The sequence below is a fragment of the Sphaerisporangium sp. NPDC088356 genome, from assembly GCF_040685555.1.
Classification (GTDB): domain Bacteria; phylum Actinomycetota; class Actinomycetes; order Streptosporangiales; family Streptosporangiaceae; genus Sphaerisporangium.
Window position 1 is genome coordinate 1 of sequence record NZ_JBFBIK010000100.1, and the last position, 18,617, is coordinate 18,617.

19 protein-coding genes are annotated in these 18,617 nt (G+C 69.7%); 7 read left to right on the plus strand and 12 right to left on the minus strand.

The genetic code is table 11. The features are described from left to right. Positions 1 to 15: 15 nt before the first annotated feature. Positions 16 to 792 (minus strand): YcnI family protein, encoded by a 777-nt coding sequence (locus AB0O34_RS28115; RefSeq protein WP_363920370.1) that lies wholly within the window; start codon positions 790 to 792, stop codon positions 16 to 18. Positions 793 to 903: 111 nt separating this feature from the next. Beyond that, positions 904 to 1,479, minus strand: a complete 576-nt coding sequence (locus tag AB0O34_RS28120; RefSeq protein ID WP_363920372.1) for an MFS transporter — start codon at positions 1,477 to 1,479, stop codon at positions 904 to 906. A 130-nt stretch (positions 1,480 to 1,609) separates the two neighbouring features. On the opposite strand from AB0O34_RS28120, the gene AB0O34_RS28125 reads away from it, so the two are divergent. Further along, the gene (locus AB0O34_RS28125; protein ID WP_363920374.1) at positions 1,610 to 2,140 is read left to right on the plus strand and encodes a hypothetical protein; all 531 of its coding nucleotides are present in this window, start codon (positions 1,610 to 1,612) and stop codon (positions 2,138 to 2,140) included. A gap of 23 nt (positions 2,141 to 2,163) precedes the next feature. Here the strand turns inward: AB0O34_RS28125 and AB0O34_RS28130 are convergent, their stop codons facing one another. The 3 genes from AB0O34_RS28130 to AB0O34_RS28140 are packed head-to-tail and all read right to left on the minus strand — an operon-like array spanning position 2,164 to position 4,451. Next, positions 2,164 to 2,940 carry an ATP-binding cassette domain-containing protein gene (locus tag AB0O34_RS28130; protein ID WP_363920376.1) on the minus strand — a complete coding sequence of 259 codons (777 nt, stop codon included), beginning with the start codon at positions 2,938 to 2,940 and terminating at the stop codon, positions 2,164 to 2,166. Positions 2,941 to 2,942: 2 nt separating this feature from the next. Continuing rightward, a complete protein-coding gene (locus AB0O34_RS28135) occupies positions 2,943 to 3,740 on the minus strand; it encodes an ABC-2 family transporter protein (RefSeq protein ID WP_363920378.1) in 798 nt (265 codons plus the stop codon). A gap of 39 nt (positions 3,741 to 3,779) precedes the next feature. Beyond that, entirely contained in the window at positions 3,780 to 4,451 is a 672-nt protein-coding gene (locus AB0O34_RS28140; protein WP_363920380.1) for an ABC-2 family transporter protein, read from the minus strand. A 528-nt stretch (positions 4,452 to 4,979) separates the two neighbouring features. Between AB0O34_RS28140 and AB0O34_RS28145 the strand changes: the two genes are divergently transcribed. From AB0O34_RS28145 to AB0O34_RS28155, 3 genes are all read left to right on the plus strand, one after another. Beyond that, positions 4,980 to 6,032, plus strand: coding sequence for an alpha/beta hydrolase (locus AB0O34_RS28145; RefSeq protein ID WP_363920382.1), 1,053 nt, complete (start codon positions 4,980 to 4,982; stop codon positions 6,030 to 6,032). Between the two features lie 221 nt (positions 6,033 to 6,253). After that, positions 6,254 to 7,837 (plus strand): serine/threonine-protein kinase, encoded by a 1,584-nt coding sequence (locus AB0O34_RS28150; protein WP_363920384.1) that lies wholly within the window; start codon positions 6,254 to 6,256, stop codon positions 7,835 to 7,837. 137 nt (positions 7,838 to 7,974) lie between these two features. Next, entirely contained in the window at positions 7,975 to 8,814 is an 840-nt protein-coding gene (locus AB0O34_RS28155; protein WP_363920386.1) for an ATP-binding cassette domain-containing protein, read from the plus strand. 375 nt (positions 8,815 to 9,189) lie between these two features. Here AB0O34_RS28155 and AB0O34_RS28160 read toward each other — a convergent pair whose 3' ends face one another. Continuing rightward, positions 9,190 to 10,044 (minus strand): ATP-binding protein, encoded by an 855-nt coding sequence (locus tag AB0O34_RS28160; RefSeq protein WP_363920388.1) that lies wholly within the window; start codon positions 10,042 to 10,044, stop codon positions 9,190 to 9,192. Positions 10,045 to 10,289: 245 nt separating this feature from the next. Here AB0O34_RS28160 and AB0O34_RS28165 point away from each other — a divergent pair, with 245 nt between their 5' ends. Further along, entirely contained in the window at positions 10,290 to 11,138 is an 849-nt protein-coding gene (locus tag AB0O34_RS28165) for a helix-turn-helix transcriptional regulator (protein WP_363920390.1), read from the plus strand. A 17-nt stretch (positions 11,139 to 11,155) separates the two neighbouring features. After that, entirely contained in the window at positions 11,156 to 11,377 is a 222-nt protein-coding gene (locus AB0O34_RS28170; protein ID WP_363920392.1) for a DUF397 domain-containing protein, read from the plus strand. Between the two features lie 382 nt (positions 11,378 to 11,759). On the opposite strand, the gene aceA is transcribed toward AB0O34_RS28170, so the two are convergent. Beyond that, a complete protein-coding gene (gene aceA, locus AB0O34_RS28175) occupies positions 11,760 to 13,052 on the minus strand; it encodes an isocitrate lyase (RefSeq protein ID WP_363920394.1) in 1,293 nt (430 codons plus the stop codon). A gap of 368 nt (positions 13,053 to 13,420) precedes the next feature. Here aceA and AB0O34_RS28180 point away from each other — a divergent pair, with 368 nt between their 5' ends. Further along, positions 13,421 to 14,890 carry a helix-turn-helix domain-containing protein gene (locus tag AB0O34_RS28180; RefSeq protein WP_363920396.1) on the plus strand — a complete coding sequence of 490 codons (1,470 nt, stop codon included), beginning with the start codon at positions 13,421 to 13,423 and terminating at the stop codon, positions 14,888 to 14,890. Positions 14,891 to 14,944: 54 nt separating this feature from the next. Here AB0O34_RS28180 and AB0O34_RS28185 read toward each other — a convergent pair whose 3' ends face one another. The 5 genes from AB0O34_RS28185 to AB0O34_RS28205 all read right to left on the minus strand — a co-directional run bounded on the left by AB0O34_RS28185 (position 14,945) and on the right by AB0O34_RS28205 (position 18,574). Further along, positions 14,945 to 15,559: a helix-turn-helix domain-containing protein gene (locus AB0O34_RS28185; protein ID WP_363920398.1), complete on the minus strand. Its 615-nt coding sequence runs from the start codon at positions 15,557 to 15,559 to the stop codon at positions 14,945 to 14,947. A 67-nt stretch (positions 15,560 to 15,626) separates the two neighbouring features. After that, positions 15,627 to 16,496, minus strand: a complete 870-nt coding sequence (locus tag AB0O34_RS28190; RefSeq protein ID WP_363920401.1) for a class I SAM-dependent methyltransferase — start codon at positions 16,494 to 16,496, stop codon at positions 15,627 to 15,629. A 217-nt stretch (positions 16,497 to 16,713) separates the two neighbouring features. Further along, positions 16,714 to 17,133 (minus strand): hypothetical protein, encoded by a 420-nt coding sequence (locus AB0O34_RS28195; RefSeq protein ID WP_363920403.1) that lies wholly within the window; start codon positions 17,131 to 17,133, stop codon positions 16,714 to 16,716. 209 nt (positions 17,134 to 17,342) lie between these two features. Then, a complete protein-coding gene (locus AB0O34_RS28200) occupies positions 17,343 to 17,669 on the minus strand; it encodes a hypothetical protein (protein WP_363920404.1) in 327 nt (108 codons plus the stop codon). 299 nt (positions 17,670 to 17,968) lie between these two features. Further along, positions 17,969 to 18,574, minus strand: a complete 606-nt coding sequence (locus AB0O34_RS28205) for a TetR/AcrR family transcriptional regulator (protein ID WP_363920406.1) — start codon at positions 18,572 to 18,574, stop codon at positions 17,969 to 17,971. Positions 18,575 to 18,617: the final 43 nt, after the last annotated feature.

The window sequence follows — 18,617 nt, forward strand, 5'->3', positions numbered from 1 at the left end:
GGACCCGGCCGCGGGTCAGCCCTGCGGGGCCTGCGGGGTACGCCGGCCGCGGCGCAGGCCCGCCACACCGGTCGCGACGCCCGCAACTCCGACGGCGATGCCGACGCCGGCCAGCAGCCGGGCCGTCCCGTCGGAGTCCGCGCCGGCGCTCGCGTCGTCATGCGCGTCGCTCCGCGCCTTGACCGCCGGCGTGGGCGCCGCCGAGGCGGGGGTCGTCGCGGCGCCCGACGCGTGGTCGTCACCCGCGCCCGCCGCCGGCGCGACGAGCTTGAGGGTGGGGACGGGGTGCTCGGCCTCGGTGCCGTCGGCCTTCGGCTCGTCCGCCCACTTCACGATCTCACCGCTGGAGTAGGTCTGGGTCGCGGGGAAGAGCAGCTGGTCGGTGTCCTCGGGCATGAACCCCATGGACACCTCGAACTCCTGGAACTGGCCCGGCTCGATCTTCCCTCCGGTCCAGGTGATCTTCGTGACGGCCTCGGTGATGTCGCCGTACTTGGACGGGACGGCCTTGGGCAGCTTGCTCTCGGTGACCTCGACCTTCCAGCCGGGGACCGGGCGCACCGAGACGAACGGCAGCGGGTGCTCGATCGGCAGGTCGATCACCAGCTTGGTCGTCGAGTCCTTGTCCCGCTCGTTGGGGACGCGGAAGGCGACCTTGGTGAAACCGCCCTTCTCCGCCGTTCCCGGGTTGATGGTGACGTGGGCGAGGGCGGGCAGGGCGAGGCCGACGGTGAGAGCGAGGGCACCGGCGGTGACGGCGGCCAGGCGGCGGCCGGCAGAGCTCAACGACATCGGGAAATCTCCACTTCGTACAAGGGGGGAAGCCGGAAGCGCGAGCCGTGCCGCCGGGATCCGGGCGGGCGTCAGGGGACGCGCCGCCGGGTGGCGGCGGCTCGCGAGGTGTCAGAAGGCGGCGGGAAGTGGAGGACCACGCCTGGTGACCGTGTGGCGGAGCTCCCGCCTGACCGGGGCGGGATCGAGGTGCCGGGGGGCGCGGGCGACGGGCCGTACGGGGCCGCCCGTGCCCTCGTCGAGCAGGCTCAGCAGGTGGCGCAGCCGACGGACGGCGAGCGTGCCGAGCCTGCGCAGCACCGACCACAGGGCCGACTCGCCCCTGGCCAGCCACCAGCCGGTGATCAGCGTCGCGGTGAGGTGGGCGACCACCATGCCGACGTCGGCGCCGAGCCCCTGCCCGTGGGAGAGATGGACGCTCAGGGGGGAACCGATGTTCCCCGAAAGGCCGAAGAGCTGGTGCAGGAACAGCTGCGTGCCGACCAGGAAACCGATGATCGTCTGGGGTGAGCGCTCGCGGCCGGCGAGGAGCACGGCCACGGCGGTCACCGCGACGCCACCGGCCGCCACCGCCCACGATGAGGGCCCCGACCCGCCCGCCGCCCGGTGGCCGAGCACGGCGAGCGTCACGCAGACGACCGTGAAGGCGGACGACCGCGCGAGGCGCAGGGGGAGGCGGGCACGCATGACGTCCCACATCGTGTCATGCCCGGGGACCGCCTGTCTTCGTGGTGATCCACATTCGGACCGTCTCGATGTGACGTCTGCCGCTTGAGGGGTTTTGTCGCTACTGTTGCCCGCGTTCGCTGGTTCTGTGATGAACGAGGTGGTGACCATGCGGCACTTTCTCGGGTTGCTGCTCGGCGTCGTGGTGACGGCGGTGCTCCTGGTCGGCGCCGGATGGGCCTCGCAGGACGTGTTACGCGGCATGGCCGGCGCCGCCAACGCCGCCACGGGCACCGTCGACCCGGTGCGCGACACCAAGGCGCTGATCGGCCTCGGCGCGATGCTGGCGGCCGGCCTGATCCTCGGCCTGGTGGTGGCGGGGAGGGTCTCACCTCTCGCGACGTTCGTGCCGTCCATGGTGCTGCTGGCGTGGACGGTGATCTACGTGCTCGACGTGACCCGCGCGCTCGGCCTCGCGCCGACCGACCCCTCCATGAACCCGATGATCGTCCAGGCGGGCAAGGGCATGCGGCAACTGCTGGGCACCGGGGTCTTCGCGATGCTGGGCATCGCGCTGTTCATCCCCGTCCTGATGCCCTCGCGGTGGGCCGGCCGCCAGAGGGACCTGGAAGAGGACTACGAGGAGGAGACCTCGGAGCCCGCCGGCGGCGGCTACTACTGAGCGGATCGCTCCGGCCGGCCCCGCTATGACCGGACGGCCCGCGTGTAGAGGCGGGTGACGACCTCCTCGATCGACGCGCCGTCCGGGGCGGTGGCCCTCAGCTCGGCGACGGTCCCGTCGAAGGCCAGGCTGCCGTGGTCGATCAGCATGACCCGGCGGCAGAGCCGTTCGATGTCCCCGAGGTCGTGCGTCGTGAGCAGCACGGTGGTGCCCCGCTCGGCGTTGAGCCCGCGCAGGAAGTCGCGTACGGCCGCCTTGCTCACCACGTCCAGCCCGATGGTCGGCTCGTCGAGCACCAGCACCGGGGGGTCGTGCAACAGCGCCGCCGCGATGTCGCCCCGCATGCGCTGCCCGAGGCTCAGCTGCCGTACGGGCTTGTCGAGGAACCCGCCGAGGTCGAGCACGTCGACCAGCTCGGCGAGCCGCTTCCGGTGCTTCACCTGATCTACTTTGTAAAGGTGCCGGATCAGGGTGAAACTGTCCTTGAGCGGCAGATCCCACCACAGCATCGTCCGCTGCCCGAAGACCACGCCGATGCGCCGGGCCAGCGTCGTGCGGCGCCGGGAGGGGTCGAGACCGGCCACCTGGATGCGTCCGCTGGTGGGCGTCAGGATCCCGGTCAGCATCTTGATCGTCGTGGACTTGCCCGCGCCGTTCGGCCCGAGGTAGCCGACGAACTCCCCGGCGGCCACCTCGAAGGACAGGTCCCGCACAGCGTGCACGACCCGCGTGTCCCGGCGCAGCCGTCCCGTCTTGCCGCGGACCGTGAAGGAACGGCCCACCCCGTCGAGCTCGATCATTGTCAACTCCCCGTCGAACGGTAGCGGCGGAGCCCGGCGCGCCACGCGAAGGCGGCCACGCAGGCCAGCGTCAGCGCGGCGACCGGGCCGAGGAAGCGCAGCCAGTAGGGCAGCCCCATCGGATCGGGGTGGTCGAGGACGAACAGGCCCGGCTGCCAGTTGACGAAGGCCAGCGGCACGATGAACGTCACCGCGCGCACGAGGTCGCTCCCGTAGACGCTCAGCGGGTACTGCGTGAGCTGACCACCCCCGTACGTGAACGCGTGGCCCACCTCCGCCGCGTCGGTCAGGAGGAACTGGATCGCCCCGCTGAGCGTCCACGCGGCGGTGAACAGGACGATGCCGCAGAGCACCATGAGCGGGATCATCCACGCGCGCTGCCACGGCACGTGGAGCCGGGTGAGGGCGATCGCGAGCACGGTCCCCGCCTGCGCCGTGCGGCCGAGGCGCTGGAAGGTGAACCGCTCGACCGCTATCTGCACGAACGGGCTCACCGGCCTGATCAGCATCGCGTCGAACGTGCCCGCCTTGATGTGCTGGCCCAGCCTGTCGACGTTCCCGAAGAGCAGGTCGGCGAGCGCGAACGATATGCCGGAGGTGCCGTACAGGAACATCACCTCGGGCAGGGTGAAGCCGCCGAGGGAGCCGGTGTGGGTGAAGATGACCGCGATCGCCGCGATGTCGAGGCTGGTCACCAGGAACGAGCCGGCCGTGAGCAGCGCCATCGACACCGGATACTGCGCGGAGGCGCGTATCCAGATGGCGGCCAGGAGCGCGTAGCCTCTCACCATCTCGATCATCGTGGTCCCGCCTTCAGCCGGGGGCGTCCTCGAAGAGGCTCAGCCACCCTGGATCACCACCTTGTGGCGGGCCGACCGGGTGGCGAGCGCGCCGGCGCCGAGCACCACGGCCGCCCACACGGCCTGGAAGGCGAGCGCGCCGAGGAGGTCGCGCTTGCCGAGGTAGACGTCGGCGGGGACCTGCACCATGGCCGCCCAGGGCAGCGCCTGTGCCAGCGTTCCGAGCCAGCCGGGGAACAGCACCAGGGGCAGGATCATGCCGCTGAAGAAGGTCGCCATGACCAGCGACAGCGACTGCAGGCCCCGCTCGTCCACCACCCAGCAGCTCGACAGGGCCACCAGGTAGCGCAGGCCGAAGCTGACGATGACGCCGAGGACCATCGAGACGAGGAACGCCGCCCAGGTGACCGGGTTCCCGGGAAGGTGGATCCCGAAGAGCAGGGCGCCGACGATCGCGGGCGGGATGCTCCTGACGAAGAACAGGAACGTGGCCCGGCCCAGATCGTCGGCCAGGGTCCACATCTGGAGCGAGGCCGGGCGCACCAGGTCGAGGGCGATGTCGCCGGTGCGCACCCGCTGGGCCAGCTGAAGGCCGCCTCCGAACACCTCCATGGGCCCGATGAACGCCTGGGTGAGAAAGCAGAAGGTGACCGCGTCGGTGACGTCGTATCCGGCGAGGCCCGGCCTGGCCTGCCACAGCGCGATCAGCACGTACGCGCGGAGAATGCCGAAGATCGTGTTGGTGAACGCTCCGGCGAGGGCGGCGGCCCGGTAGGTGGCGTGACGGCGGAAGCCGTACCTGAAGATCGTCAGATAGAGCGCGAAGGTCGGGCACCTCCAGGTTGGGCGTGACTGGCATTCTAACCGGCCACGCCCCGCGGGACCCGCGATATACCGTGCCGCTCAGCTGCGCCGCGAGCCCCACCCCACCGACGCCCGCCTCGTACGGCTCCGCCTGACCGAGCGCGGCCACGAGCTGGAGAGCGTGATCGCCGAGGAGATGCTCCGCCTCAGCGAGCGCGCCCTGCGCACCCTCGACGCCGCCGAGCGCGAGCAACTGGTCAGGTTCCTCGGGGAGATCCGCCGCAACGTGAGCTGATCCACGCCGAGCCCTTAGGCACCCCTACCAGGTCAAATGTTCCGGCTAACCCTCGACAAAGTGTGTAACACCCATGTAAACCGGGACATACGGGCAGGTAGATAGAACAAGATTCGGCAAGACTGCTCATGGAGGGTCGCATGCGGCAGGACATCGATGTGGACATTCACCCGGTGTACCCGATCAGCTGGCGGGCGAGCGCGCTCAACGGCCTGTTGCGCGGTACGACCAAGCCCATTTCGTCCCTGCTGCTGAGACACGAGATCGGCATGGGACTCGTCACCCGGCTGATGGCCCTCGGCGAGCGGCTCCCGATCCCCGCTCCCGCGCACGTGTCCATCGTCAAGGAGGACGCCGACCCCTGCGGCACCGAGTGGGTGCGCGCCGGAGGCGACCTGGACGAGAGCAAGGTGGTGCTCTACTTTCACGGCGGAGCGTACTTCTTCTGCTCCCCGGCGACGCACCGGCCGATCACCTGGCGCCTGTCGGCCGCCGCGAGGCGTCCCGTGCTGGCGCTCGACTATCGCCAGGGCCCGGTCCACGCGCTCAGCGAGTCGCTGGCCGACGCGCTCGACGCGTACCAGGGCCTGCTCGACCAAGGCTACGAGCCTTCCGACATCGTCATCGCCGGAGACTCGGCGGGCGGCCACCTGACCCTGGCGACGCTGCTGGCCCTGCGGGACCGCGGCATGCCGCTGCCCTCGGCCGCTATCTGCCTGTCGCCGTGGGCCGACCTGTCCGACAGCCGCCGCACGGTCAACCGGTGGGTCGATCCGATGCTGCCCGCGAGCCGGGTCGACTGGCTCGCGCGCCGGTGGACCGCCGGGCTCGACCGCCGCGACCCGCTGGTCTCGCCCGTCTTCGGCGACTACACGGGCCTGCCGCCGCTGATGGTCATCACCGGGTCCACCGAGGTGCTGCGCGACGAGGGACGGCGCGTCGCCCTGCGGGCCCGTGGCGCGGGGGTGAAGGTGACCTACGAGGAGTGGCACCGCATGCCGCACGTGTTCGCCATCCTGGCGGACGTCGTGCCCGAGGCCCGCATGGTCTTCGGCCACATCCAGCGCTTCCTGGCCGCGGTCGCCGCCTCGGCCGACGGCACCGCGCCGCCTGCGGTCTCCACGCCGGTCTCGGCGGCGGACCAGCGGCAGGGGTCGCTCGTGGGTCCGGGATCCGATTCGGCGGCCGCCTGACGGCGTTGACGCGGCACCCGGATCAACGGTCACATACGCCTATCTAGTCGCATAAGACCCTTCGGTTCCTTACCTTGAGGGATGATTCGCCTTACCTCTCATGCCGCTTCGAACTAGTTCACGCCGAATGGCCTTCGGGAGCGACACAGTGGCCTGTGCTGCACTTCTCGAAGAGAGGTCACCTCCGGATGGCACGTGGCGGAGCAGGCGTCCCCAGCGGGATGCCTCCAGGCGTTCGGCCGCTGACGGTGGGCGACCCGGTGATCATCGGGCGCTACCTTCTGCTCGGCCGTCTCGGCGCCGGTGGGATGGGCGTGGTGTACCTCGCCGAGCGGCCTGAGGGCGGTCTCGTCGCGCTCAAGACGCCGCACGCCGTCCATCTGAGCGATCCGACGCTCCGGGCGCGGTTCACCGAGGAGGTCGCCTTCTCCCGCCGCGTGGTGCCGTTCTGCACCGCCCCCGTCCTCGAGGACGGCACGGACCGAGACCGGCCCTATCTGGTCACCGAGCACATCCCCGGCCCGTCCCTCTCCCAGATCGTCGCCGCGCGCGGCCCGCTCACCCCCGACCTCGCGTACGGCGTGGCACTCGGGTCCGCGGCGGCGCTGGTCGCGATCCACGAGGCGGGGTTCGTCCACCGCGACCTGAAGCCCGGGAACGTGCTGCTGTCCCCCAAGGGTCCCCGCATCATCGACTTCGGCATCGCCAGGGACCTGGACGCCGCCGTCGCGCACACGCAGGCCGGCCAGATCATGGGCAGCCCCGGATGGGTGGCGCCCGAGCGCCTCACCGGCGGGCCCGCCATCCCCGCCTCGGACGTCTTCGCCTGGGGGTGCCTGGTCGCGTACGCCGCGACCGGCCATCACCCGTTCGGCACCGGAGAGGCCGACGTGCTGACCCGGCGCATCCTGGTGGAGCAGCCCCGCCTCGCCTCGGTGCCCAAGCTCCTGTGGGACCCCGTCTCCGCCGCGCTGGCCAAGGAGCCGGGCGGGCGCCCGGACGCCGCCGCGCTGCTGGCCTGGCTGCTGGACGCCGGGGGAGTGGACCGCTCCTGGGACCAGCGGGAGGCCGTCTCGGCCGTGCTGGAGGAGATCTGGGTCCCCGTCCCGTACCCGGCGGGGGCGGGACGCCTGAAGCTCGCCGGCCCCACCGGCGACAGCGCGGCTCCGGACGGCTCGGCCACCACGGGGGCGCGGTCGGCACGCCGCTCGGCCGCGCGGCGCGGTCACGCCTCCCACGCCGGGTTCGCGGCCCTGGCGACGGTGTCGATCGCCGCGATGACCGTCGTGGCGGCGGGCACCGGGGGCACCGACGCCGCCCCGAGCGTCAGCGGCCCCGGCCGGATTCCGGTGGTGAGGCCGATCGAGGGCTCCCGGGTTCCCGTCGAGGTGCTGGAGACCTCGGGGCCCCGGGTCGTGGCCGGCGTGTCCCCCAGCACCGGCCCGGGGGAGCTGCCGGGGTTCACTCCCACGCCGACCCTGGCGATGTCCCGCCAGGGCGATCCGAGCGGCGGCACGCCCACGCCGAACGCCCCATGGCAGACTCGCATGCCCTCGCCCACGGCCGTGCGCACCACGCCGCCGCCGCCCCCTCCTCCCGACGACCCCGAGACGTGCACGAACAAGCGGGGCAAGGAGAAGCCCTGCAAGCCGACCAAGAGCCCGACGCAGGAGCCCTCGCCCACCAAGACTCCACCCAAGCCGACGGTCAGCATCAGCCAGGTCCCCGAGTGGGGTGACGGCGAGTCCCCCGACCCGACGCCGCCTCCGCCGACCCCCACGCTCAGCGACACCCCGTCCACCTGACCGGCACGAGGGGAGGCGTTCGGCGTCCACGAAGTCCGCGTCTTCTCTCGTCCGTCCCGGCTGAGACGGGTAAAAGCGGCTAAGTGTCGCATTCCCCTGCGAACCCGTGGGGCGGGCGTTGCTCCTATGCTGGCGCAATGGGTTCGCAGATCAACCATGACCGCGCCGCCGAGGCCGCGCTGGAGGTGGCCGGGGTGACCGTGAAGGTCGTCGGCCGCACGCTCCTGGCCGACATCGACTGGCGGGTGGAATACGGCGAGCACTGGGTCGTCCTCGGGCCGAACGGGGCGGGGAAGACCACGCTGCTGTCGGTCGCCGCGGCCGTACGCCACCCGAGCTCCGGCACGGCCACGGTGCTGGGCCATCGGCTGGGCCGGGTCGACCTTCGGGAGCTGCGCCGCCACATCGGCCTGGTCGCCGCGAGCCAGCGGCTCGTCGACGAGGAGCTGATGGAGGAAGAAGGGCTCTCCACCCAGACGGTCGTGCTCACGGGTTACACAGGCAGCAGCGCCCCGCTGTGGGACCGCTACGGGCCGGGGGAACGCGACAGGGCCGACGCGCTGCTGGCCGACCTCGGCTGCAAGGATCTGGGCGACCGGCCGTTCAGGGTGTGCTCCCAGGGGGAGCGGGGCCGGGTGCGCATCGCGCGGGCGCTCATGGCCGACCCGGCGATCCTGCTGCTCGACGAGCCGTTCGCGGGCCTCGACCTCCCCGGCAGGGAGGACCTGATCACGGCGATCGAGGATCTGGCGGGGAGCCGTCCGGCGCTGACGACGGCGCTGGTCACCCACCACCTGGAGGAGGTGCCGTCGACCACCACCCACGCGCTGCTCGTCCGCGACGCCCGCGTCCTCGCGGCGGGTCCGGTGGAGGAGGTGCTGACCGGCGACAACCTCTCGGAGTGCTTCGGCCGCAGGCTCGCCCTCGACCGCGCCGACGGCCGCTGGTACGCCCGCGCCGCCCGCCAGGCCGGCTGAGCAGCAGGTCGAAGCCGTAGTGGTGCGTGGCCACGTACCAACGCGCGGCGTAGGGCGGTTCGGCGGCCAGGAAGATCGTGAATGCCCTCCGCCGTGAGGACCGCGCACACCCCGGCGGGTCGATGGCGGGGAGGCGGATTACGAAACGGGCGCCGCCGGCGTGGGGAGTCCTCGACAGCCGAGTTCGCGGGCTGGACGTGGCCGCTGCTTTGTCGTTGCGGATGCGCGACCATGGAGCATGCCGATCTCCATGCCTCACGAGTGGGCGGCCGGGGTCGAGGAGCCTCTTGTATGAGCGCGAGCCGTTGGACTGGTGAACCGTGCCGGCTCTCGCGGAGCCCGTGATGTGCCCACGGGTTCTTTGGAGCCGGTTGCCTACCGCAGCTGATCGGGGGAGGGCTGGGCGAGTTCGAACCAGACCAGGGTGCCGGTCGGCCGGCGTTCGAAGCCCCAGCGGGACGCGAGGGTGTCGACGAGGGCGAGGCCCCGGCCGTCGGTCTCGTCGTTGCCCGGCTTCCTCAGGTGGGGAACCTTGGAGGAGCCACCGTCTTCGACCGCGACCATTACCCCGGCGTCGGGGAAGGCCACCGAGACGAGGAAGTCCCGCTCGGCGGCATGGCGCACCACGTTCGCCGCGAGTTCGCTGGTGAGGAGCATCGCGTCGTACCGGCAGGGGTGTTCGTCTCCGAGGAGGTCCGCCACGAAGGTGCGGGCGGGCTTGACCTGCGAGGCTGAGGGAGCGAACCGATGGGAGAGTATCGGCCGGCCCGTGAGTGCGGCCGGACCGGAGAGCGTTCGCGCCTGTGCGGCATCTGCCTGAGCCGACGTGTCCTTCGGAGCCGGGCTCCGGCGGAGGAACGCGGTGATGCCGCCCAGGGCCGAAGCCAGAGCGCGAGGACGCATTGCGATCATCGGGATACTTCCCCTTCTGTGATGAGAACGTTCCAGGACGGTGAGGACGTGATCAGCGCTGTGAGACTCCGCCCATCGGTGGCGGTCCAGGGGGTTGGGGGGTACAGGCGGCTCGGCGGGCGGATCGCAGGCGGCGTAGGGGTGGGACTGCTCTATCCGGTTCATGCGCAGGACCAGTTCCTCCGGGGTTCCCGCCTCCACCAGACCCACCAGGCCGTGACCCCAGCGCGGCGCGAGCGCCCACCACCGCCCGGTCGCGCTGCCGTACCAGACGCTCCACCCAGCGAACCGGCGATTGAGCATCCGAACGAGCCCCACCAGGTCAATCCGTTGGACTCCGTCCAACGGATCCGTCGCTTGCCGCTGATTGATCGACGTACATGGCTCAAGCTCCGATGAAGACGAATCATCTGACGATGCCCCAACATGAACACGCTCCGTGTGTATGTATTCACACACGATGACAGACACCGTGCATGCATGCACGGCAATCACGCAAACGTTCTCGAATGAACACGGTGGGTAGTAGCCTTCCCTCCGTGCCGACGTGACGAGGTGACTGCATGAGCGCGAAGCGGGGCATGACCTTGCGTGCTCAATGGCTTGGTCGACAACTTCGTGAGCTTCGCGAAGCCGCTGGGTTGAAACTGCCCGAGGCGGGTGACTACATCCAGCGCGACGGCGCCACCATCAGCCGTCTGGAGACCGGCCTCTATCCAGCGCGCACGCCTGATGTTCAAGCGCTGCTCGATCTCTACGGCCTCGCTGACACTCACAAGCGCGCCGATCTGATGCGGCTTGCTACGGAGGTCTGGCACGAAGGCTGGTGGGACAGCTACTCCGGAAATCTTTCGAAGCTGATCGTCGACTACGCCTGGCTGGAATCACGGGCACGAGTCATCCGGTCGTTCGACGCAGTGGCGATTCCAGGGCTGCTTCAGACGCGGAGCTATATGGAGGCGGTCATCCAGCGGACTGACACCGACCCGTCGCTGTCTCCGTCAGGTGCACGGTTCAGGCTGGAACGCCAGCAGATTCTCACTGCTCCAGAACCGCCTCAGATTGAGGCTCTCCTGGACGAAAGCCTCTTGCGGCGGGTGGTAGGCGGGTCTGCCGGAATGAAGGGGCAGCTTGAACACCTGCTCGACCTGGCTCATCACCCGAACATCGAGATCAGGATCCTGCCGTTCGCCTCTGGCGCGCACGCCAGCCACGACGGTTCGTTCAGGATCTTCGAGATGCCGGAGCCATATCCCCAAATCGGCTATGTGGACACTCCCGCTGGCGGGATCTACGTCGAAGCCGAAGGGGTAGAGAGACTTATGCTGAAATTTGACCGCGTACGGCGCGACTCGTCAGACCCCTCCGAGTCAGTGGAGCTGATCCGAGCGGCCGTAGACGAGATCGAGTAGTCCGTGTGGAAGGTGAAATGTCAGTTCCCGAGCACCAGCAAGACGCTGCATGGCACATAAGTAGTTTCAGCCCTGACGCCGGCTCGAACTGTGTCGAGGCCGGTCCGCTGCTTGACGGGAGTGGGCGGATCGCCGTGCGGCACAGTCGTCACCCCGACGGTCCCACGATCATCTACACCCGGGCCGAGTGGGACGCCTTCCTGGCCGGTGTCCGCGCCGACGAGTTCGACTTCCAGTAGCACGTGCGGTTCCCCCGAATGTGTACCGGCTCGCGCGCCGTACGGGCGGCGCCGTTGCCGCCGTACCTCGACCCGCCGTACTGGCGCCCAAGACAGAAAGCACGTCGGCGGCGAGGGACGGCGTGCCGGCGGCGAAGCGAGGCGTGTCGGTAGCGAAGGAGCGTCTCGGTAGCGAAGCAAGTCGTGCCGAAGCCGAAGTAACGGCCGCACTGGTGCCGGGATCCGGGGGCGGACATGGTGCGCGGGTTCGTCCGGAGGGGGCCGCTGCCCAAGGCGGATCTTTACCGGACGAACCCGCGGGTTCGGAGGTCGCGATCGTGGGCGTGCCGTGGACGGCCCGCGATCGCGTGCGGGGGAGCGCCGGGCGGCGCCTCCCGTGGTTTCAGTGCGTGGCGGCGAACTGCTCGGCCTCGGTGGAGCCCTTGAGCGCCACCGTCGAGGAGTCCGGCGCGACGGCCGTGCTGATCAGGTCGAAGTAGCCGGTGCCGACCTCCCGCTGGTGGCGGGTCGCCGTGTAGCCCTGCGCCTCGGCGCCGAACTCGGCCTCCTGCAGCTCGACGTACGCCGTCATGCCCTCCTCGGCGTAGCCGCGCGCCAGGTTGAACATCGAGTGGTTCAGCGAGTGGAAGCCCGCCAGGGTGATGAACTGGAAGCTGTAGCCCATGTGGCCGAGTTCCCGCTGGAACTTGGCGATGGTGGAGTCGTCCAGGTGCTGCTTCCAGTTGAACGACGGTGAGCAGTTGTAGGCGAGCATCTGGTCGGGGTACTCGGCCTTGATCGCCTCGGCGAACCGCCGCGCCACGTCCAGGTCGGGCGTGGAGGTCTCCATCCACAGCAGGTCGGAGTACGGCGTGTAGGCGAGGCCGCGCGCGATGCAGGCGTCCACCCCGTTGCGCACCCGGTAGAAGCCCTCGGCCGTGCGGTCACCGGTGGTGAAGGCCTGGTCGCGGGGATCGACGTCGCTGGTCAGGAGCGTCGCGGCCTGGGCGTCGGTCCGCGCGATGATCAGGGTGGGCACGTCGCACACGTCCGCCGCGAGGCGGGCGGCGTTGAGGGTCTTGATGTGCTGGCCGGTGGGGATCAGCACCTTGCCGCCGAGGTGGCCGCACTTCTTCTCCGAGGCGAGCTGGTCCTCCCAGTGCACCCCCGCCGCGCCCGCGGCGATCATGCCCTTCATCAGCTCGAAGGCGTTGAGTACGCCTCCGAACCCGGCCTCGGCGTCGGCCACGATGGGCGCCAGCCAGTGCGGGGCCTTCGCGTCGCCCTCGGACCAGGTGATCTGGTCGGCCCGGAGCAGGGCGTTGTTGATGCGGCGCACCACGGCCGGGACCGAGTTGGCCGGGTACAGGCTCTGGTCGGGGTAGGTCTGGCCGCCGAGGTTGGCGTCCGCCGCCACCTGCCACCCGGACAGGTAGATGGCCTTCAGGCCCGCCTTGACCTGCTGCACGGCCTGGTTGCCCGTCAGGGCGCCCAGTGCGTGCACGTACTCCTCGGTCTGCAGCAGGGACCACAGCCGCTCGGCGCCAAGCCGGGCGAGAGTGTGTTCTTCCTGTACGGAACCGCGCAGTCGAACGACGTCTTCGGCCGTATAGGTCCTCTCGACGTTCTTCCAGCGCGGGTTGCTCTCCCACTCTCGCCGCAGCTCGTCTGCAGCTCCCTTGAGGCGATCTTTCATTTTGACTCCTTTGGCGTCCTCTGGGCGCTTGCTTCGAGTCTGCGACGGTTCAGGGGGCGGCGGCAAGGTTGATCGCGAGAAATATGCCCGATGTTTCGTGAAAAGTGAATACTGGCCAGTATTTTGATGGCAAGAAATGCAAAGTTTTCACTATGGACTAGACCAATTGCTGTGAGGCAGGTCACGTGACGGTCGGGGCCCATGTCGTGATTTATGCCGACAAATCAGGATGTTTCGCCCACGGTTTGATCATGGACAGCGTGCCAACAGCGACATGACCCGAGCCGGGTCCGCCCCGGAGCCGCCGTACGGGAGGGTATGACGCGTCAGAGTGGAAGATGTGGAGAAATTGCGCTTAGGATCGTGCTATGGCGTCTTTGGTGGGAGAAGAACCGCTGTCTTTGACGCAGGAGCTCGACCTCCTCGCGTTCGGCCAGCGTCTGAGGCATCTGCGCAAGCAGCGCGGCCTCACCCTGTCCGAGCTGGGCGAGCGCGTCGGACGGGCGCCCAGCCAGCTCTCCCTCCTGGAGAACGGCAAGCGCGAGCCCAAGCTGTCGCTCCTCAAGTCGCTGGCCGCCGCCCTCACCGTGCCGGTGGAGGAGCTGCTGCGCCGGCAGGCCCCCAACCGGCGCGCCCAGCTGGAGATCGCCCTTGAGGAGGCGCAGCGTGACCCGATCTACGCCTCCCTCGGCCTGCCCCGGCTGAAGGTCTCCGCCCGCGTCCCCAACGACGTGCTGGAGCACATCCTCGGGCTGTACGAGGAACTGCGCTCGCGGCAGGCCAAGGGCACCGCGACGCCGGAGGAGGCCAGGGCCGCCAACGCCGAGCTCCGGCGCAAGCAGCGCGAGCAGGGCAACTACTTCGCCGAGATCGAGGCCGCCGCCGCCGAGGCGCTCGCCGCCGTGGGCTACCGAACGGGCGCGCTGTCGGCGGGCACCGTCCAGGCGCTCGTCACCCACTTCGGCTACGCCGTGCAGACCGCGCAGGACCTGCCCCGGTCGGTGCGGTCGATCACCGATCTACGCAACCGCCGCATCTACGTCAAGCACGAGCAGCTCGGCATGCACACCCCGCGCACGATCCTGCTGCAGACCCTCGGCCACCTCGCGCTCGGTCACCACAAGCCCCGCGACTTCGCCGACTTCCTGCGGCAGCGCACCGAGGCGAACTACTTCGCCGCCGCCGTGCTGGTGCCCGAGACGACGGCCGTGCCGTACCTCAAGGAGGCCAAGCAGGATCGGGTGCTCTCGGTCGAGGACCTGCGCGACGTGTTCGCCGTCTCGTACGAGATGGCCGCGCACCGCTTCACCAACCTGGCGACCCACCACCTCGACCTGGTGTGCCACTTCGTGCGCAACAACGCCGGCGGCATCATCTACAAGGCGTACGAGAACGACGGCATCGTGTTTCCCGCCGACGAGCAGGGGGCCATCGAGGGGCAGCGCATGTGCCTGCAGTGGTCGGGGCGCCAGGTGTTCCTCTCCCCGGACCGCTTCTCGGTCTACCACCAGTACTCCGACTCGCCCACCGGCACGTACTTCTGCAGCGCCCACGTGGATCCCTCCCGCGAACGCGACTTCGCGATCACGCTCGGCGTGCCGTACAGGGAGTCCCGCTGGTTCCGCGGCAGGGAGACCACCAACAGGTCCAAGTCGAACTGCCCGACGGGGGACTGCTGCCGCCGGCCACCGGCAGAGCTGACGCAGCGCTGGGAGGGCTACGCCTGGCCCTCGGCCCGGGCGAACTCCCACGTGCTCGCCGCCCTGCCCCCCGGCTCGTTCCCCGGCGTGGACGAGGCCGACGTCTACTCGTTCCTCGAACGGCACGCGACCGTCTGACCCCCTGAGGTCGGCTCCCGGCTCTCGTGGAGGCCGCAAGCTCAAGAGGCGTGCTCAGGGGCCGATGCCGCCGACGACGGTGGTGACCAGCTCGTCGATGAAGCCGTCGGGGATCTGCTCCATGGTGGTCGGGGAACCGCTGAACACGCCCGGCAGGACCAGCTCGTGGCAGGCCCCGATGATCATCGTGGCGGCGGCCTCGGCGCTCGCCCCGGGTGCCAGCCGGCCCAGCCGCTGTTCGGCGCGGAGGTAGTCGCCCAGGTCGGCCCGCAGCCCGAGACCCTCGGCCATCGGGTTCGGCAGCTCGTTGAACCGGGTGAACACCTTGGGCTGCTGGACCAGCCCGGCGAAGGCGGGCAGGATCGCGATGTGCAGGGCGAGCCCGTACGCGATGTAGGCGCGGAGGTTGCCCTCGACGGTGCCCTCGCCCGCCGCCCGGGGCGGCTCGCCCAGCCTCCGCCCGACGGTGCGTACGTGCGCGCGCAGGGCCAGCGCGAGGAGCTCTTCCTTGTCGGCGAAGTGGTTGTAGAGCACTCCGTCGGCGACCTGGGCCTCGCGGGCGATCGCGCGTACGGTCAGCCCGGCCGTGCCGCGCTCGGCGATGAGGCGTTCGGCGGTGGCGATCAGGTGCTCGCGCAGGCTCTGATCGCCACCGCCCTCTCGAAGCACGGCCGCTCTTCTGGGAGACATCACGCCACATGTTAGTGACCAGGCCCTTCGGCCGGGTGGGGAGGCGTCACGAGGTCCGCGATCCGGGGGTTCCCGGGCGGGTGGCGGTGATCAGCCAGGCGGCGCCGCGCAGGCGGACGGCATCGGGTTCCTCGAAGGGCCGCAGGGCCTCGGCGAGCGCCGCACGTGCCCGGGCCGCCGAGGCGGGGTCGACCTGGCCGAGCCTGTGCTGGACGGGACCCCACGCGCAGAGGAACCCGGCCGCGTCCTCGGCGTGCCGGCCCCATACCTGGGGTGCCTCGACGGAGGTCGTGACCACGTCGTCGAATCCGGCGCCCGTGAGCACCTCGTGGATGCGCGCCGGGTCGGCCAGCGACTCCGGCCCCGGACCGTCGGGCTTTTCGCGGGCCGCCGGCGGGGGAAGCCGCTTCGCCATCGCCGCGAAGACCGCGCCCAGGTCGTTGTGCTCCATGCTCCGCAGGCTCAGGAAGGCGACCCGGCTTCCCGGCCGCAGGGCCCGGCCGATGTTGGCGAACGCGGCGACCGGATCGGTGAAGAACATGATCGCGAACCGGCTGACGGCCACGTCGAACCCGGCTGACGGGAAGGGATGGACCTGGGCGTCCCCCTCCTCGAAGGCCGCGTTGGCGACGCCCTCCTCCGCCGCGGTGGCACGCGCCTGCCGCAGCATCGGCGCCGACAGGTCCAGCCCCAAGGCGTGCCCCTGAGGCGCCCGTCGCGCCGCCAGCCTGGTCACCTGCCCGTTGCCGCAGCCGACGTCGAGAACCCGGTCGTGCTCCCCGATGGACGCGGCGTCGAGCAGGTAGCCGTTGAACCCGCTGTTGACCGCGTCATACCGATCGCGGTTGTCGGCCCAGTGGTTCCCCTCGTACCCGTTCCACGCCTCAGCCTGCTGGGTGTTGACGATCGAATGCATCAAGCCCTCCCGCGAAACGTCGTGAACGTAGGTTCATGAACGTGCGTTCACGACTCTAGCAGCCGGAGCCGAGGTCTCGTATGAGCGGGCGAGGGCAGGCCCATCAGACGGGGGAGATCCGTGAAGACGGCGACATCTACCTCCTGTACCGCCCAAGCTGGACAAGGAGGAAGGGGAGTCGCCCACCACGATGGTCACTCACCCGCTACGGACGGGTTCAGTCACACGGGGGCAGGTGCCATATCTTCAGCAGCGTTGCCGGCACCTTGGCCAGGCACCCGCCCGTGTCACCGAGATACGCCCACGCGCCGTGGTACCGCTTACGCCAGACGTGCGGGCCGTCCTGATAGCTGATCGGATCGCCCTTGATCCCGATGGAACCCACGGCCCAGTAGACGTCCTTCGCCGCCGTCGTCCCCTTTATCTTCCCGTAGTAGACGCCTTTCGGCCCGTCCACCCTGTTCCGGGGGGCGTCTGGATGGGCTTTCCCGTAGTACTGATTCCAGAACGCGTCGGCGAGCTTGTGCCGGATCTTCTCCGTGAGCTTGAGATTGACTGCCCTTCCCGGTGCCTTCCCCTCCACCGAAGGCAGGGGAACCGCGAGTGCCGTCTGCGCGGGTACCAGTGCCGCAAGCATGATCCCCGCCGCCGCAACGGCTGACAAACGCCTCGTCCACTTCGCCATTCCCGCCCACTTCCCGTATCAGGAAACAGCAGCTCACCCGAATCGGCGGTCTTCCGCAAACGCTAGACGTTCCTCCTTCGCACAGGGAGAAGGGTCAGCGCATCGGCTCTGGTTCGTTACCACTGGGACGCCGTGAACCCCGGCTCAGGGATCCGCTGACGTCAGTTCCACTGCGCACGCTGGGTCGTGTGCCGGGTCAAAGTGGCCGGGTTGCCCCTCCTTTCGATCTCGTGGTGGGTCAAGGTCTCGCAGGAGACGAGCCGCCAGCGGGTGACCTCCGGATTGGACAGGATGGCGACCACCTGTTCGCGTATCTGCGCGGAGGTTATGTTCTCGTCGGTGTGAATTCTGATGGCAATGTATCCGGCGCCCTCCCTGAAATCCTTACGCCATTGTCTGGGTAACAGTGCGAGCATCCGTTCTCCGTCGAGGGGCGGCTCGCCTGACGGCTCTCCTTTGAGGCGGCGCATCGTCAGAACGACCAACATCGCTGCCATCCCTCAGTTCCAGGGGTTTCCGCGGGCGGGGGAAGGTGCGTCCCGGGTGGTGGGGGCCTTGGGGCGGGCCGGGGCGGCGGTCGGCTTCTTCATTTTTCGGGCTCTTTTCCTGCGGCTGTGGATTTTGCTCTCGCAGACACAACTCTGCGGTTTCCACGCCCTGCGGACCAGACGAATCAAAGGCAGCTAGTTGCGCGCCGGTGACCGCTTCCTGCCAGCCCGTCACTGGACAGAGACGGTTAAGTGAACGTTGGGCGGGGCGCGCGAAGATCTCGTGCGGGCGGGCCGCCTCAGGCCGTCAGGGCTTCGGGGGAGATGCCGAGCTCGGTGGCGGTGGCCGTGCGGACCAGCTCGGCCAGGCGGGCCCGGGTGAGCACGCGCTTGTGCACGGTGGCCTGGACGGCGAGACCGTCGATGAGGGAGACGATGCGCCAGGTGGAGGCGTCGGGGTCGGGGCACAGGAAGACGCCCTCGGCGACGCCCTCGTCGAGAATGGTGCGCAGCGCCTGCTTCCAGCGCAGGTCGATGGTGCGGGACATCTCCTCCAGCGCGGTGCCGCGCAGCGACTCCGACCAGGCGTCGATCCACAGCGCCCACGACTTGGACTTGCCGCTTGGGGAGTAGAGCTTGAGCAGGTCGCGCAGCCGTTCGAGCGGCGGGCCGCCGGACTCCTCCAGCTTGGCGAGCGCGTCGAGGTCGCGCTGCGCGGCGTACGCGAACGCCTGCGCGAACAGGTTGTCCTTGGTCTCGAAGTGGTAGAAGAGCAGCCCCTGGCTGACCCCGGCCGCCTGGGCGATGTCGACGGTGCGCGTGTGCCCGAAGCCCTGCGCGGTGATCACTTCACAGGCGGTCCTGAGCAGATCTTCGCGACGTATCCGGCCGAATCCTCGTGCCACAGGGGAACCCTAGCGTGCCTGGCGCGCCGGCAGCGGGAATTGT

Excerpts from the sequence above, each read along its gene's own strand:
- AB0O34_RS28115 (WP_363920370.1), bottom strand. The coding sequence starts at position 792 with ATGTCGTTGAGCTCTGCCGGCCGCCGCCTGGCCGCCGTCACCGCCGGT.
- AB0O34_RS28120 (WP_363920372.1), bottom strand. The coding sequence starts at position 1,479 with ATGCGTGCCCGCCTCCCCCTGCGCCTCGCGCGGTCGTCCGCCTTCACG.
- AB0O34_RS28125 (WP_363920374.1), top strand. The coding sequence starts at position 1,610 with ATGAACGAGGTGGTGACCATGCGGCACTTTCTCGGGTTGCTGCTCGGC.
- AB0O34_RS28130 (WP_363920376.1), bottom strand. The coding sequence starts at position 2,940 with ATGATCGAGCTCGACGGGGTGGGCCGTTCCTTCACGGTCCGCGGCAAG.
- AB0O34_RS28135 (WP_363920378.1), bottom strand. The coding sequence starts at position 3,740 with ATGATCGAGATGGTGAGAGGCTACGCGCTCCTGGCCGCCATCTGGATA.
- AB0O34_RS28145 (WP_363920382.1), top strand. The coding sequence starts at position 4,980 with ATGCGGCAGGACATCGATGTGGACATTCACCCGGTGTACCCGATCAGC.
- AB0O34_RS28150 (WP_363920384.1), top strand. The coding sequence starts at position 6,254 with ATGCCTCCAGGCGTTCGGCCGCTGACGGTGGGCGACCCGGTGATCATC.
- AB0O34_RS28155 (WP_363920386.1), top strand. The coding sequence starts at position 7,975 with ATGGGTTCGCAGATCAACCATGACCGCGCCGCCGAGGCCGCGCTGGAG.
- AB0O34_RS28165 (WP_363920390.1), top strand. The coding sequence starts at position 10,290 with ATGAGCGCGAAGCGGGGCATGACCTTGCGTGCTCAATGGCTTGGTCGA.
- AB0O34_RS28170 (WP_363920392.1), top strand. The coding sequence starts at position 11,156 with ATGTCAGTTCCCGAGCACCAGCAAGACGCTGCATGGCACATAAGTAGT.
- aceA (WP_363920394.1), bottom strand. The coding sequence starts at position 13,052 with ATGAAAGATCGCCTCAAGGGAGCTGCAGACGAGCTGCGGCGAGAGTGG.
- AB0O34_RS28180 (WP_363920396.1), top strand. The coding sequence starts at position 13,421 with ATGGCGTCTTTGGTGGGAGAAGAACCGCTGTCTTTGACGCAGGAGCTC.
- AB0O34_RS28190 (WP_363920401.1), bottom strand. The coding sequence starts at position 16,496 with ATGCATTCGATCGTCAACACCCAGCAGGCTGAGGCGTGGAACGGGTAC.
- AB0O34_RS28195 (WP_363920403.1), bottom strand. The coding sequence starts at position 17,133 with ATGCTTGCGGCACTGGTACCCGCGCAGACGGCACTCGCGGTTCCCCTG.
- AB0O34_RS28200 (WP_363920404.1), bottom strand. The coding sequence starts at position 17,669 with ATGTTGGTCGTTCTGACGATGCGCCGCCTCAAAGGAGAGCCGTCAGGC.